General features: G+C 58.8%; 13 protein-coding genes and 1 riboswitch. Of the genes, 12 read left to right on the top strand and 1 reads right to left on the bottom strand.

Annotation, left to right across the window (positions count from 1 at the left end; all coding sequences use genetic code 11):
* Positions 1-17 precede the first annotated feature (17 nt).
* The 5 genes from AB1S56_RS13360 to AB1S56_RS13340 all read left to right on the top strand — a co-directional run bounded on the left by AB1S56_RS13360 (position 18) and on the right by AB1S56_RS13340 (position 6693).
* Positions 18-1166 carry a BMP family ABC transporter substrate-binding protein gene (locus AB1S56_RS13360; protein ID WP_340868812.1) on the top strand — a complete coding sequence of 383 codons (1149 nt, stop codon included), beginning with the start codon at positions 18-20 and terminating at the stop codon, positions 1164-1166.
* 30 nt (positions 1167-1196) lie between these two features.
* Complete coding sequence (locus AB1S56_RS13355) at positions 1197-2177, top strand: aromatic ring-hydroxylating dioxygenase subunit alpha (RefSeq protein WP_340868813.1); 981 nt, start codon at positions 1197-1199, stop codon at positions 2175-2177.
* A gap of 102 nt (positions 2178-2279) precedes the next feature.
* Complete coding sequence (locus tag AB1S56_RS13350; RefSeq protein ID WP_340868814.1) at positions 2280-3599, top strand: dGTP triphosphohydrolase; 1320 nt, start codon at positions 2280-2282, stop codon at positions 3597-3599.
* A gap of 126 nt (positions 3600-3725) precedes the next feature.
* Positions 3726-6005 (top strand): cation-translocating P-type ATPase, encoded by a 2280-nt coding sequence (locus AB1S56_RS13345; RefSeq protein WP_340868815.1) that lies wholly within the window; start codon positions 3726-3728, stop codon positions 6003-6005.
* A 1-nt stretch (position 6006) separates the two neighbouring features.
* Positions 6007-6693: a sulfite exporter TauE/SafE family protein gene (locus tag AB1S56_RS13340; protein WP_340868816.1), complete on the top strand. Its 687-nt coding sequence runs from the start codon at positions 6007-6009 to the stop codon at positions 6691-6693.
* A 92-nt stretch (positions 6694-6785) separates the two neighbouring features.
* On the opposite strand, the gene AB1S56_RS13335 is transcribed toward AB1S56_RS13340, so the two are convergent.
* Positions 6786-7250 (bottom strand): hypothetical protein, encoded by a 465-nt coding sequence (locus tag AB1S56_RS13335; RefSeq protein WP_340868818.1) that lies wholly within the window; start codon positions 7248-7250, stop codon positions 6786-6788.
* Between the two features lie 214 nt (positions 7251-7464).
* Positions 7465-7678, top strand: a riboswitch (cobalamin riboswitch).
* A 140-nt stretch (positions 7679-7818) separates the two neighbouring features.
* Between AB1S56_RS13335 and AB1S56_RS13330 the strand changes: the two genes are divergently transcribed.
* Genes AB1S56_RS13330 through cobS form a run of 7 tightly spaced genes read left to right on the top strand, consistent with a single transcriptional unit; the run spans position 7819 to position 14189 of the window.
* The gene (locus tag AB1S56_RS13330; RefSeq protein WP_340868819.1) at positions 7819-8826 is read left to right on the top strand and encodes an ABC transporter substrate-binding protein; all 1008 of its coding nucleotides are present in this window, start codon (positions 7819-7821) and stop codon (positions 8824-8826) included.
* Between the two features lie 39 nt (positions 8827-8865).
* Positions 8866-9870 (top strand): iron ABC transporter permease, encoded by a 1005-nt coding sequence (locus tag AB1S56_RS13325; protein ID WP_340868820.1) that lies wholly within the window; start codon positions 8866-8868, stop codon positions 9868-9870.
* Positions 9867-10673, top strand: coding sequence for an ABC transporter ATP-binding protein (locus AB1S56_RS13320; RefSeq protein ID WP_340868821.1), 807 nt, complete (start codon positions 9867-9869; stop codon positions 10671-10673). The genes AB1S56_RS13325 and AB1S56_RS13320 overlap by 4 nt, the downstream gene beginning before the upstream one ends.
* 6 nt (positions 10674-10679) lie before the next feature.
* Positions 10680-11759, top strand: a complete 1080-nt coding sequence (gene cobT / locus AB1S56_RS13315) for a nicotinate-nucleotide--dimethylbenzimidazole phosphoribosyltransferase (RefSeq protein ID WP_340868822.1) — start codon at positions 10680-10682, stop codon at positions 11757-11759.
* Positions 11760-11773: 14 nt separating this feature from the next.
* Positions 11774-12388, top strand: coding sequence for a bifunctional adenosylcobinamide kinase/adenosylcobinamide-phosphate guanylyltransferase (gene cobU / locus AB1S56_RS13310; protein ID WP_340868823.1), 615 nt, complete (start codon positions 11774-11776; stop codon positions 12386-12388).
* Positions 12385-13365, top strand: a complete 981-nt coding sequence (gene cbiB / locus AB1S56_RS13305; protein WP_340868824.1) for an adenosylcobinamide-phosphate synthase CbiB — start codon at positions 12385-12387, stop codon at positions 13363-13365. Before cobU ends, cbiB begins: the two co-directional genes overlap by 4 nt.
* Positions 13353-14189, top strand: a complete 837-nt coding sequence (gene cobS, locus AB1S56_RS13300; RefSeq protein ID WP_340868825.1) for an adenosylcobinamide-GDP ribazoletransferase — start codon at positions 13353-13355, stop codon at positions 14187-14189. Before cbiB ends, cobS begins: the two co-directional genes overlap by 13 nt.
* The last annotated feature ends 5 nt before the right edge of the window (positions 14190-14194 follow it).

Raw genomic sequence — 14194 nt, 5'->3', positions numbered from 1 at the left:
TGAGGAGGAGAAACCATATGAAGAAGATGATTGTGACAATGTTTGTTCTTGTAATCGCGTTAATGAGCGCCTGCTCCCAAGCCTCGAAGACGGCAAGCCCGTCAGCCTCGCCCTCGCCCAGTACAACGCCATCGGATGCGGCGTCAGCCGAGCCGTCTGCCGATCCGGGCAAGGAGGCACCGAAGGTCGCGTTTGTCTATATCGGCGTACCGGGCGACGGCGGCTGGACGTTCGAGCACGACAAGGGCAGGCAGATGGTGGAGGAAAAATTCGGCATCAAGACGACGGTCGTTGAGAACGTGCCGGAAGGGCCGGACGCGGAGCGGGTATTCGAGGAGCTCGCGCAGGACCACGACTTGATCTTTGGCACCAGCTTTGGCTACATGGACCCTATGTTTAATGTCGCGCAGAAATATCCTGATGTGAAGTTTATGCACGCGACGGGCTATAAGACGCTTCCCAATCTCGCCACCTATCAGGGCAAGGGCTATCAGCCGGGCTACCTGGCAGGTATTGCGGCGGGTATGCTGACCCAGAACGGAAAGATCGGCTACGTTGGCGCATTCCCGATTCCGGAGGTCATCTATACCATCAACGCGTTTACGCTTGCCGCGCAAAGCGTCAATCCTGACATCGAGGTATCGGTCGTCTGGAGCAACACTTGGTTCGATCCCGCCACCGAGAGACAGGCGGCCATCAGTCTGCTGGATCAGGGCGTAGATGTGCTGGCGAACTATCAGGATTCGCCGGCGGGCATACAGGCTGCGCAGGAGCGCGGCGTGTGGGGAATGGGCAATGATTCCGACATGAACCGCTTCGCTCCCGAAACCTATGTCACGAACCCTGTGCTCAATTGGGGGCCGTATTATGTCGAGGTGGTGCAAAGCGTGATCGACGGCACCTGGGAGACGCATTCCTATTATGGAGGCTTCAAGGAAGGTATGGTCGATATCGCGCCGTTCGGCAAATACGTCCCGGCGGAGGTCATAGCCGCTGTAGAGGCGAAGGAAGCGGAAATCATCGCGGAGACGTTCGACGTGTTCACCGGCCCTATCTACGATCAAGCCGGCGCGGAGAAGGTGGCGGCAGGCGCGTCGCTGTCGCAGGAGGACATTTTGGTCATGAATTATTTTGTCAAAGGCATTAAAGGCACCATTCCAGAGTAATCCCACAGTCAGAAAGGACGGTCATTCACCATGACAGCGCTAGATCCCGTACTCAAAGATTTATGGCATCCCGTCCTGCTAGCCGCAGACTTGACCGATTCTCCTGTCGCAGCAGAGGTTTTGGGGCTAAAGGTGGTGCTTTACCGTTCGTCGCAAAGCGTTCACGCATTGAAGGACTTGTGCATCCACCGCGGTGTGCCGTTGTCGCTTGGCAGAGTAAGAGGGGATGAGATCGTGTGCGCGTACCACGGCTGGAGCTATAGCGGCTGCGGAGCCTGCACGCGTATCCCGTCGCTGCCGGCCGGCACGGCTATTCCGACCAAAGCCCGAGCTATCGCCTACGCATGCCGGGAAAGATATGGTATCATATGGGTGTGCGTCGGAGCTCCTCTTACGGAAGAGCCCGAAATCGGGCTCCGTGGACCGGACCCGGCATTCCGCCAGGTCTATATGGGACCCTATGAGCTGGCGGCCGCGGCGCCGCGCGTCATCGAAAATTTCCTTGACGTCTCCCATCTCATGTATGTGCACGAGGGTATGCTCGGCGACAGCGAATATTCGGAAATTAACGATTATCGCGTCCATGAGGTGGACGGTACGCTTCGCACGGATGTGATCGAGGTGTACCAACCGGATCCCGACGGCAGAGGCATTGGCGTAGTATCCTTATACACCTATGAGGTATACCATCCCGTCAGTGTGTCGCTGTCCAAGGGTACCGCGGGAACGGAGCACATTTTTTATTTGTATTTGCTTGTGCTGCCGAAGAACGAAGCCTCCAGCGTCGCGTTTATGCTGATGGAACGCAATTATGCGCTGGATGAGCCGGATGAGAGGTTTGTGGCATTCCAGGATGTTCTGCTGGAGCAGGACCGGCTCATTGTGGAGAGCCAGAAGCCGGAGCTCCTGCCGCTCGATCTGCAGGCGGAGCTCCATCTCAAGTGTGACCGGCTCAGCATTGCGTATCGCAGAATGCTGCAGGAGGCTGGCGTCACGTTCGGAACGGCATAAGGTGCGCGGAAGCGACGCGTTGCCAGGCGAAAGCCCGGCGCGCGCCGCTTTCTTTGCCATAGATGAGAGCGTATGACAACAAGATCAGGATAGGTGATGAGGATGAACATCAGAAAGCTTCGGTTGCACGATACAGGAGGCACGCTGTCGAGCGAGGACCGTGACGAATACGAAAAGGATTATGCCAGGCTGATTCAGTCGCCCGCGTTCAGGCGGCTGCAAGGGAAGTCGCAGGTGTTCGGCGCGGGCTCCGGGGATTATTACCGAACGAGATTGACGCATTCGCTGGAGGTTTCGCAAATCGCAAGAGAGGTAGCGCGCAGGCTTGGCAAAACCTATCCGTTCCTCGGCAGCAACGAGCATCCCGGCTTGCTGATGGTGCCGGAGGTTGTAGAATGCGCGGCGCTTGCCCATGATCTGGGCCACCCTCCCTTCGGCCATAAGGGAGAGGAGGTGCTGGACCATATTTTGCGAGATCGGTATGAGGTGCCCTATGAAGGGAACGCGCAAAACTTCCGCATTCTGATGTTCCTTGAGAAGCGCGCGGGCAGCGACCGGGGGCTGGATTTGACAGCTGCTGTGCTGCTGGCTATTAACAAATATCCCTTCAGCATGGATGATCCCGGGCGGATGAAGGGTGTTTATCCTATGGAATGGAAGGGTATCGACTACCTTCGCGGGTTATGGGGCATGCCGGCCGGCTGCAGCACGCTTGAAGCTCAGCTTATGGACTTGTGCGACGATATAGCTTATTCCACACATGATATTGAGGATGGCGTGCGCGCCGGCAAAATATTGCTGACAGAAACCTTTTTCGAGGATGACCGGCTGGTTGACGGCGTTGTGCGCGAAATATTGGACGATCCCGCCAGCATAGCTGCCGTGCAGTGGGAGAGCACCGATCTGAAGGCGATGGTTACGCGTGTGCTGGAGAGCTATTATCGCCAATGGAAGGAAATTTATGTGCAGTACGGACGCGAGACGTCTCGGACGAACCGCGAGATGAAGGCAAGATGGGTGAGCAAGTTCGCGAGCGGCGTCGGCATCATCGACGATCCTCGAACGGGCTGGAAGCGCGTCACATTCGTTAAGGACGGGGCGGAGGACTTCGAGCTGCTGCGCACGATGGAAATATTGAAGAAGCTGGCCTGGGTGACGCTTATTAAGGATTTCCGGGTGCAGCGCCTGCAGAAGCGCAGCGAAAATATGCTGAAGCGCCTGTGGGACAGTCTGGAGCGTTATGAGACCGGCCGATTGATTCTGCCGCCGGACTGGGTGGAGAGCTACGATCTGCAGAAGGGCGATTGGCCGTGGGAGCGGCTGGTCGCGGATTATATTGCCGGCATGACAGATGCTTACGCCGAGAAGGTGTATACGGAGCTGTTCGCCAGCCGCACGGGCTCCATATACGAAAGGGATTAGGCAAGGCTTGGCATTGCCGCGCTATGGATCCAGCCATTTTTTTCAATCATGTCCGTCAGACGAGCTTCATATAGTATAAGGCGGCCGTACAGGCTGCCGCGACTGGCGGCATAGGGGATGGAGAGAATGGGGGAACCGGATATGGGCGCGGTTACGAATAATTGGAGCACAAACGCCGGCGTAGAGCTGGATTTCACGATACAAGGCATGAGCTGCACGGCTTGCGCGGCGAGAATCGAGAAGGCTTTGACTCGCATGGATGGGGTAACGGAGGCGGCGGTCAGCTTCCCGCTCCGGACGGCTTGGGTGCAGGTGCAGCCCGATTCCGTGAGCAAGGAGCAGCTGGCGGATAAAGTTGGCTCGCTGGGCTTTGTCGCCAAGCTGAACGAATCCGCTCAGAGGGGGCTGCTGCGCGAGCGCAGGGCGCTGCTGGTTCGCCTCATTGCCTCCGCTTTGCTTATGCTTCCTCTGCTGGCGGGCATGACGGAGCATGTGCCTTCTCTGGCCGGCGTTCAAGCGATGCTGCCGGAGTGGCTGCTCCTGCCATGGCTGCAGCTGCTGCTTGCCTCTGTCATGCAGTTCGTCATAGGCATGCCCTTCTACTTCGGCGCCTATTACGCGATCAGGCAGCGCAGTGCAAATATGGATGTTCTAGTGGCGATCGGTACGAGCGCCGCTTATTTGTATAGCCATTATATCCTCTTCCAGGATGGGCTGGCGTCCTTGCTAAGCCGTATGCCGCATGGCTCGGCGTTGTACTTCGAGACGTCAGCTGTCGTCATGACGGCCGTATGGCTGGGCAAATATATCGAAGCGTCCGCGTCATTGAAGGCGCAGAACGAATCGCTGGGCTTCGAGCAGCTCCGCGTGCAATCCGCATTGGTGGAGCGGGAGGGCCGACTAGAGGAGCTGAGAACGGAATTTGTCCGCAAGGGCGATCTTGTCCACGTAGAGCCCGGCGCGCTGATCCCGGTGGACGGCGAGCTTCGGGCCGGAGAGTCGCTGGTCGAAGAGGCTCTGCTTACGGGGGAAAGCGCGGCAGTGGCCAAGCGGACGGGTGACAAGGTATGGGCAGGCACAACGAACGGACCGGGTCGGCTGGTTATCGCAACTGGAGCGGCAGGCCACGATACGATGCTGAGCCGCATACAAGCTCTTGTGCTGCAGGGGCAGCGCGCCAAGTCCTCCCTGCAGACACAGGTGGACGCCGCTTCGAGCCTGTTCGTTCCTGTCATGCTGGCCGCATCAGTTGTTACCTTCCTCCTATGGGGACTTGCCGCTGATCCTGGCAATTGGCGGCAGGCTGCTCTATGCGCGATTACGGTGCTGCTCGCCGCATGTCCTTGCGCGCTGGGGCTTGCCGCGCCGATCTCGCTGGTTATCGCGTCGGGCCAGCTGGCGAGGAGAGGCATTATCGCCAAGGAGGCCGGCGCTGTGGAGCGCTTGGCGGCTATTGATACGATGCTGTTGGACAAGACGGGAACGCTGACCGAAGGCAAGCCGAAGCTGGTATCCGCAGCCGGAATCGGATATAGCCGCTCCTCGCTGATCCGTCTGGCTGCATCGCTGGAGGCGGAAGCTGACCATCCGCTTGCATGGGCCATCCGCCAGGAAGCCGCTCGTAAGGGTATCGACACTGCCAAGCCCCAGGGGGTGACCATGGAGGCGGGCGCTGGAGTGACAGGCACGGTGATGGGCACGAAGGCCGCCATCGGCAACTGCCAATGGATGATGAAGCTTGAAACGACGGGACTGGATCAAGCGCAGGAGCTGGCTGCAGCTCGGGAGGCATTAGGGGAGACGGTGCTGTATGTTTCGCGGGATGGCAGGTGTGTGGGCATATTGAGCTTCACCGACACTATGAGGAGAGACGCGGCAGCGATGACGGCCGGACTTACAAGGCTAGGCGTCACGCCCGTCATGGTAACGGGGGATCATTGGGCGCCGGCCCGCGCTGCCGCTCAACGGGCCGGCATCCGGGAGGTCCATGCCTCCATGCTGCCGGAAGCGAAGCTCTCGCTTGTGGAGAAGCGGAGGAGGAACGGCAAGCGGATCGCGATGGCGGGGGACGGCTGGAATGATGCCCCGGCGCTTGCGGCATCGGATGTAGGCATCGCGATGGGGAACGGCACTTATGGCGCTCTGAACGCGGGGCATATGACGTTGTTGTTCTCCAGATTGCCGGCTATCCCTCATGCGATTGCATTAAGCCGGCAGACCATCCGCAACATTCGCCAAAACCTTGCATTTGCGCTTGTCTATAACGCTTGTATCATTCCTGTTGCGGCGCTGGGCTTGCTGCAGCCATGGATGGCGGGAACGGCGATGGCGCTGAGCTCCGTCTCCGTCGTATGTAATGCTCTCCGACTGAAGGCGCGTCTGGAGCGAGCTGAAGGGGGACGATAGGATGCTGACCTGGAACGGCATCGGGCTGATCCTGCTGACAGGCTTGTTCAGCGCCCCTCATTGTATAGGCATGTGCGGGGGAATTGTATCCGCAGTCGCGCTTCAATCTACGGCATCCGCTCGCAGGGCTATGTCACTCTATCATGCGGGCAGAATTGTCTCTTATATGATTCTTGGCGCAACGATGGGCGCGGTCGGTTCATTCGTCGACGTTGCCGGCCGGTTGGCGGGCGTGAGAGGGCTGGCGTCAATCGTTGGAGGGTGCTTGGTGCTGCTCTGGATCTGGCGAAAAATGCAGGTTCCCTTCCTAAATCGGCTGTCCGGCAGGCTTCATCGGGAGCTTGCGGCAGGGACGGCTCCGGCTTCGCCTGGGAAGGAAGCCCTTCATCTGCTAGCTACGGGCTTCGCGTTCGGCTTCCTGCCGTGCGGCCTCACCTACGCCATGAGTATGAACGCCGCGGCGACGGGCTCTCTCTGGCAGGGAGCCGTTGTGATGGCCTTGTTCGGCATCGGCACGGTGCCCGCTCTGGCGTTTGCCTCGTCCGTGGCAGCCCTTGCGAATAAGCGATGGCGGCGGCTTATGCGTCAAGCGGGCGCCGTGACGGCCGTCCTGGTAGGTGTGCTGTCCATATTGCGGGGGCTTGCCGTCAATGGCGTCATACCAACGATTTCGCCGTGGCTATGGTAGATCCAGGGCGTTGCCCAAGCGTTAGTTAAGGACATTAATTGAATGGAATTTAATGTCGTTAAACAATATTGTTAATGTCATTAATAGAATGTTCAGTATTCTGCTCGAAAGGTCCGGCTGAGGGGCTCATCCGCGCCTTCCATAACCATTGTCGCCCTCCATAGTCCCGCCATTAGCGGTATGCCTTCTCCCATGTATACGCCAGGCAAGGACTCCGACAATTGGAAGTGATAGTCTCCGCATAGCATATCCAGCATTTCAAGCTTAATGGAGAGTGCGGCGCCTCTCAGGGGCTCTCCCTCTGTGTCCGTCAGCGTTAGCCGGAACGTGTTCGGGGCAAGCACCTTCGCGGGGTATGCCTCCAGCTCCCAGAGCAGCTGTCCGCCTTCGAACGTGTGCCGCGTTGCAGCGGCATCCGCCGCTGAGGCTTGCGGCCGCATAAGCAGCATGGCCAGCAAGATGGCCGCTGCGCTGGCGAATGCCAGCACGAGCCACAAGGTCCATGACTGGTTCGCGGCAGGTACCGCTTGCGCCTCCTGACCCTCTTGGTTCGGCATATTGCATTCCTCCTGTTCCTCTTCATCAGCAACGGCTTTCTCCCATTACCTATGATGGCCGCAGCACTCTTTATGTCAAAAAAGCTGAATATCCGACCTCATCACTCGGACAACTTGTGAAAAGCCGTAGACAAATAGCGGGAACGCGTGTATAGTTACTACTGATATTTTGAATAGTTAAGCAAACAGGTGCCGAACGAGCTTGTCCGGCGGATGAAGGATCCGTCACGCAGGCTCGCAGAGGCTTAATAGGGAAGCCGGTTCAATTCCGGCGCGGACCCGCCACTGTGAGGAGGGCAGCGTCAGCTTCAGATTATGGAGCCCGCGCGTCTGCCATCGCCGCCGCAATACGTCACTGAGCCTAGCTCGGGAAGACGCGGCGCGCGACTATCCAAGCCAGGAGACCTGCCTGTTTCGCCAAAACGCTGTTACCTACGTGGACTTAGGGAGGTGTTGGAGAAGCTTATTTCGTCGTGGACCGCGGCGAGAGACATGGAGCGTTTCCGGCACAGAGCCGGGAAGCTTCTTTTTTTTGCAACAAGGGACATATAGAAGGGTGGAGCCAACCATGAAAGCAACACATGTACAATCAATCAAGACGTTAATGAGCCTGCTGCTCATTATGATGATGGCCGTACTGGCGGCTTGCGGCGCAAATGGCGATGCAAATTCCAATGCCGATAAGGAGCAGACAGAGCAAGGCTCGACGTCGGAGCCTTCAGCAACACCAAGTGAAGAGCCGTCGGCTGCCGGCGAGACCGTCTATCCGCTTACCATAACGGATGAGACGGGTACGGAGCTTACGCTCGAGAAGGCGCCTACGGCTATCGTGACGCTTGTGCCGAGCGAGACGGAGACGATCTACGCTATTGGCGGCGGCGCTTACGTCGTTGGCGTGGACGAGTGGAGCAATTATCCGGAGGAAGCGGCAGCTGTGCAGAAAATTGGCGACATGACGACAAATATTGAAGCTGTTACCGCGCTTAATCCCGATCTTATTCTGGCCTCCTCCTCCATGAACACGGATGCGATTGCCAAGCTGCGAGAGCTGAACCTGAACGTCTATGCTTCCAATCCGAAGACCTATGACGAGGTTGTTGCGAAAGTTGAGGAACTTGGTAAAATAATGAATATGCAAGCTGGCGCCGAGGAAGTGGCGAACCGTATGCGCGAGGTGCGCGAATCGGTTGAAGCGGCAGTGAAGGACGCACCGAAGAAGAAGGTATACCTTGAATTCTCGCCGGGTTGGACGGTAGGCTCGGGCGAGTTCCTGGACGAGCTCTTGACGATCGCAGGCGGCACGAACATCTCCGCCGCACAGTCGGGCTGGTTCGAGGTGAACGGCGAGGAAGTTATTACTCAGAATCCTGAGATTATTATCTATCCCGATATGGGAGAGGAGAAAAGCTCAATCGTAGCCGCCATCGAAGCGCGGCCGGGCTGGGAGACGATCGACGCGGTGCAGAACGAGAAGTTGTTCGCCGTCACGAATGATCCCCTCGTGCGTGTTGGACCCCGACTTGCGGACGGTCTGCTGGAGCTGGCGAAAGCGATTCATCCTGAGCTTGTGAAATAAATGTTGCGAATAAAAGGTTTAACGTATGGAGGAGCAGCTATGCTCCTTCTTGCTGTTTCTATGATTGCCAGCCTGTCCATCGGCTCGGCAGGACTGTCCTTCCTCGACGTGTGGGGCATTCTCTTCAGCGAGCTGAGCGGGTCTCAGGACACAGCAGGGCAATGGTCCCCCGGCGAGATCGCGGTTGTGACGCAGGTCAGGCTGTCCCGCGTTCTGCTCGACGCTCTGGTGGGCGCCTGTCTGGCGCTGGCCGGCGCGGGCTTTCAGGGCGTGCTGCGCAATCCGCTTGCGGATCCCTATACGCTGGGCGTCGCTTCCGGCAGCTCCGTAGGCGCTGCCGCTGTCATTTTGTTCGGGCTGCAGATGGCAATTGGCATATGGACAATTCCGCTCGTGGCGTTCGGCACAGGCTTGGCGACGCTGTTCGGCGTGATCTGGCTGTCCAGAAGCAACGGTGTAATGGGGATCGAGACGCTTATTCTGTCCGGCGTTATTATACAAGCCTTTCTGGGAGCGTTCGTCTCGCTTATGGTATCGATGTCGGAGGGGGTCGTCAACCAGATTCTGTTCTGGATTATGGGCTCGCTTGCGATGAAGAGCTGGGAGCATGTCTATATGCTGGTCCCGTTTGTATGCGCGTCGCTTCCTGTTCTGCTGGCTTACAGCCCGGCGCTGAATTTGTTCGCGCTAGGCGAGAGGCATGCCGCTCATCTGGGGGTGAAGGTGGAACGGACGAAGCTCGTTGTGATGATTGTATGCACGCTGCTTACGGCTGCCGCGGTGTCGGTATCCGGCGTAATCGGCTTTGTGGGACTGGTCGTTCCGCATCTGATCCGGCTAATGGTTGGCCCCGATTATCGACTGATCATTCCATTATCCGCCTTCGGCGGCGCGATCTTCATGTTATGGGCTGACACGCTTGCGCGTAATGTCCTTAGTCCGAAGGAGCTGCCGTTAGGCGTTGTGACCGCGCTGATCGGGGCCCCGTTTTTTGCGTATTTGCTCCAGCGTCAGCTGAAGTCGGAGGGGGGCGCGGCCAAGTGAGCCTCAAGGCATTCGATATAAGGGCGGTTCGGCAGGAAGCGGCGGTGCTGGACGGATTGTCGTATGTTTTCCAACTGAACCGGTTCTATGGCATTATCGGACCAAATGGCGTGGGCAAATCGACGCTGCTTCATCTATTATCCGGCGTGGACACGCCTAGCCGGGGAGAGGTGAGCCTGGATGGTCAGCCTATTGCAAGCCTTCCGCGCAGAACGATCGCCCGCAGGCTTGCTGTGCTGCAGCAGGGTGGTCTTCCACCAGTGGGCTTTACGGTTCGAGAGGTGGTCGCGATGGGGCGATTCCCGCATCAGAGCTGGCTGGGCGGGGAGAGAAGCGACCCGGAGCCGATCATCGACCAAGCGCTGCGCGAGACAGGGCTGACGGAGCTGCAGAGTCGGAGGCTGAACGAGCTCAGCGGCGGCGAGCGGCAGCGGGTAGCGGTGGCTAAGCTGATGGCTCAGCAGCCGGATATTCTGCTGCTGGATGAGCCCACGACGTATCTGGATATCGGCTATCAAATCGCGCTGCTGGATACGGTGCGGGCGTGGCAGCAGGAGAAGGGGCTTCTCGTCATCGCGGTGCTTCATGATTTGAATTTGGCGGCCATGTACTGCGATGAGCTGATCGCCCTGCACAAGGGAAGCATAGCGGCAGCGGGATCTCCTGAAGCCGTCATGACCCCTGCGCTTATGGAGGAGATGTATGGCGCAAGCGCGATCGTCATCCGGCATCCCGTATCGGGAGCGCCTCAGATTATGCTGCAGCCAGGTAGCCAAGCAGGTATAACGGATAGGAGAGTGTAATCAAGCATGCAACAGGGGAAGCGCTATGGAATAGCTCATCAAGAGCTGCAGGACGTCATTGAGCGGATTGCTCCCATTCAGGAAGAAGCGGCTGTCAGTGCAAGAAGGCATTCCGACAGTCTGACGAAGCCGCCTGGAAGTCTGGGACAGCTGGAGGAAATCGCGGCGCGGCTGGCCGGCATGACGGGAGAGTTGTGGCCGGATCTGGGCAAACGAGCGGTAATCGTAATGGCAGGCGATCACGGCGTCTGCGAGGAGGGTGTCAGCGCGTTCCCTGCCGCCGTCACACCGCAGATGGTGCTCAACTTCCTGAACGGAGGAGCGGCTGTCAATGTGCTGGCCAGACAAGCGGGAGCCGAGGTGGTATGTGTGGACATCGGTGTCGCCGCCGAGCTGGATCACCCGGACTTGATTCGCCGCAAGGTCGTTTATGGAACGCGCAACATGGCTAAAGAGCAGGCGATGACTCATGGGGAGGCCATCGAAGCCATGCTTGTTGGCGTCCAAGTAGCCAAAGACCAATACGAGCGGGGTATTCGTATGTTTGCCACGGGCGAGATGGGCATCGGCAACACGACGGCCAGCGCCGCCATTACGTCCGTGCTGGCAGGGCTTGAGCCGGAGACGTCTGTTGGCTGCGGTACCGGGATTAATGAAGCCACCAGGCAGCACAAGGTAGGCATTGTCAAGCAGGCGATTCAGGTTAATCAACCGGATGCTGCCGACCCTATTGATGTGCTGGCTAAAGTGGGCGGAGCGGAGATAGCGGGTTTGGTTGGCGTTATTCTCGGCGCGGCGGCCCATCGTTGTCCCATCGTCATCGACGGATATATTTCCTCTGCGGCTGCGCTTGTCGCCTCCAGGCTGAGCCCGCTGGCGAGCTCCTATATGATCGCCTCTCATTTATCTTGCGAGCAAGGGCATCGGGGGCTGATGGAGACGCTGGGGCTGCCCGTCCTTCTGCATCTGGATATGCGACTTGGCGAAGGCACGGGTGCTGTGCTGGCGTTCCATCTGATCGACGCGTCCCTTCGGCTGATGCGGGAGATGGCGACGTTCGACAGCGCCGGCGTCTCCAGAGCGTAATCGGGAGGAGAAGCATGAGGATTCTAATAACTGGCGGTGCAAGAAGCGGGAAAAGCCGGTTCGCGGAGCAATACGCCTCGCGGATCGGAGATCATGGCATTTATTTGGCCACCTGCCAATCATTCGACGATGAGATGAAGGAGCGCATCACGCAGCATCAGGACGATCGGGAGCAGTCTGGATTCAGTTGGGAGACGATTGAGGAGCCGCTGCGCGTTGCGGAGCGGCTTGGGGCGCTCGCCGCCAGGCTCCAGGCGGAGCAGGCAGAGGCTGGGCTCGCAGGCAAGCCATGGCGGCCTCCGGTCGTGCTTCTGGATTGCCTGACGTTATGGCTGACGAACTGGCTGCTCTTGGAAGAGGAGGGGCAGTCTGAATCTGCCATCCTGACGGGGCATGCGGCTGATGAACTGCTCAAGGCGGTTAAGGCCTATCGTTACCCGCTGCTCATGGTGACGAACGAGGTAGGTGACGGCATCGTGCCGGAATATCCTCTGGGCCGTCGATTTCGGGATGAGGCGGGTCGGCTGAATCAACGTATGGCGGGGCTGTGCGATCGCGTGTTTCTTGTTACGGCAGGCATTCCCGTCGATATGAAGCAGCTTGCGTTCCGCTGGGAGGACCTTTCTTGATCTATTCATTCCATGAGCTGCTGTGGCTAGCCGCAGCAGCTATCGTTATGGATCTGCTTGTGGGAGATCCCAAATGGCCGACGCATCCCGTTATTCTTGTCGGCCGCCTCGTCAAGTGGCTGGAGCGGCGGCTCATGCCTCAGGATCGGGGGCTTAGGTCGCCTATGGCTCTAAGGCTTCGCGGCGTCTTGCTGACGTTCCTTACCGTTACGGCATCCACAGCGACGATGTGGGTTATCGTGTCGGGTGCCGATGCCGTGCACCCCTGGCTAGGCTATGCGCTATCCGCATGGTTCATCTCCACGACCATCGCGGTCAAAGGCCTTAAGGACGCCGCCATGCTGGTATACGTCCCGCTGGTTCAGGGCGATCTGGACACCGCAAGGCAGTTCGCGGGTTATATTGTAAGCCGGGATACCCATGACCTGACCGGCAAGGAGGCGGCGAGAGCGGCCGTGGAGACTGTGGCGGAGAATACCGTCGACGCGTTTGTCTCGCCCATTGTTTTCGCCTTAATAGGGGGCGCGCCGCTCGCTATGCTCTACCGAACGGTCAACACGCTGGATTCTATGGTCGGCTACCGCAACGAGAAGTATATTTATTTCGGCTGGTGCTCCGCGCGGCTGGACGACGTGCTGAACTTCATTCCGGCGCGGCTTGCCGGGCTGCTGCTTGTCGCAGCCGCGTGGCTGACGCCGGGCTTGCGCGCAAGGAAGGGCTGGAGGGCGTGGCTGCGCTTCGCCAAGCTGCACCCCAGTCCCAACAGCGGCATTCCGGAAGCTGTTGTCGCCGGCGCGTTAGGCGTGGAGCTGGGCGGGGAGAACCGTTACTTCGGCGTGCCCAGCGTTCGGGCGAGCATGGGCTGGCCAGAGCGGGAGCTGGCGCCTCAGCATATTCAGGGGGCCATCCGGCTGCTGTACGGCGCATGTATGCTTATATTAATGGGATTGGTGGCGGCTATACTATGGACCGGTTAATTCGACACGCGCAGGCCTTGGCTGCGGCTATACAGTTTTTGACGCGTATTCCAGTGCCCCTGCTAATTCCTTTCGAGAGACCTGTGCTGTCGCGGAGCGTCATTTATTTTCCGCTTGCCGGCGCGCTTATTGGGCTCCTGTTATGGCTTGCTTCGGAGCTTCTGGTCTCGCTGCTGCCCCCTTGGCCGAGCGCCATTATCCTTGTGGGACTTGGCGTCATGCTCACTGGCGGGCTGCATCTCGACGGCTGGATGGATACGGCGGACGGCGTGTTCAGCCATCGCTCCAGAGAGCGTATGCTTGAGATTATGAAGGACAGCCGCGTCGGCGCCATGGGTGTCATCGCGGCTGTTCTGCTGCTGCTGTTGAAAATTTCAGTTGTCGCGGAGCTGCTTGCGCTTCTGGGCCAGCATGAGGTCTCCATAGGCTGGCTGTTCATCCTTGCTTGCTCCTGGAGCAGGGCGTGGATGGCGGCCGCGATTGGCGGCTGGCCGACGGCTCGCGGCGAGGAGGGGCTGGCGGCATTATTTAATGGCGTTAATAGTTGGGGGGCTTCTTGGGCGCTTCTGCTGGCTGGCCTAGTCAGCTTCGCCGCCTTGCAAGCGGCTTCCTTGCAGTCGGCAGCGTTGCCAACACAGACGGTAATAGGGGCGCTGCTTATCGTCGCGGGAGCAGGCATCGTCTCTGCGCTGTGCGGAGCCAGCATGGCCATATGGCTGACACGCAAGCTTGGCGGACTAACCGGCGATACGTACGGCGCGATGAATGAAGCGATTGAAGCCTGTGTGCTGCTGGCGGCGTTGATGTGGTTGTATAACGGATAGGAGGG

The organism is Paenibacillus sp. PL2-23, from assembly GCF_040834005.1.
Classification (GTDB): Bacteria; Bacillota; Bacilli; order Paenibacillales; family Paenibacillaceae; genus Pristimantibacillus.
The sequence above is the reverse complement of the archived record's forward strand: the minus strand, read 5'-3'. Positions and strand labels throughout refer to the sequence as shown.

Coding starts and splice junctions, on each gene's coding strand:
- AB1S56_RS13360 (WP_340868812.1), top strand. CDS start 18: ATGAAGAAGATGATTGTGACAATGTTTGTTCTTGTAATCGCGTTAATG.
- AB1S56_RS13355 (WP_340868813.1), top strand. CDS start 1,197: ATGACAGCGCTAGATCCCGTACTCAAAGATTTATGGCATCCCGTCCTG.
- AB1S56_RS13350 (WP_340868814.1), top strand. CDS start 2,280: ATGAACATCAGAAAGCTTCGGTTGCACGATACAGGAGGCACGCTGTCG.
- AB1S56_RS13345 (WP_340868815.1), top strand. CDS start 3,726: ATGGGGGAACCGGATATGGGCGCGGTTACGAATAATTGGAGCACAAAC.
- AB1S56_RS13340 (WP_340868816.1), top strand. CDS start 6,007: ATGCTGACCTGGAACGGCATCGGGCTGATCCTGCTGACAGGCTTGTTC.
- AB1S56_RS13335 (WP_340868818.1), bottom strand. CDS start 7,250: ATGCCGAACCAAGAGGGTCAGGAGGCGCAAGCGGTACCTGCCGCGAAC.
- AB1S56_RS13330 (WP_340868819.1), top strand. CDS start 7,819: ATGAAAGCAACACATGTACAATCAATCAAGACGTTAATGAGCCTGCTG.
- AB1S56_RS13325 (WP_340868820.1), top strand. CDS start 8,866: ATGCTCCTTCTTGCTGTTTCTATGATTGCCAGCCTGTCCATCGGCTCG.
- cobT (WP_340868822.1), top strand. CDS start 10,680: ATGCAACAGGGGAAGCGCTATGGAATAGCTCATCAAGAGCTGCAGGAC.
- cobU (WP_340868823.1), top strand. CDS start 11,774: ATGAGGATTCTAATAACTGGCGGTGCAAGAAGCGGGAAAAGCCGGTTC.
- cobS (WP_340868825.1), top strand. CDS start 13,353: ATGGACCGGTTAATTCGACACGCGCAGGCCTTGGCTGCGGCTATACAG.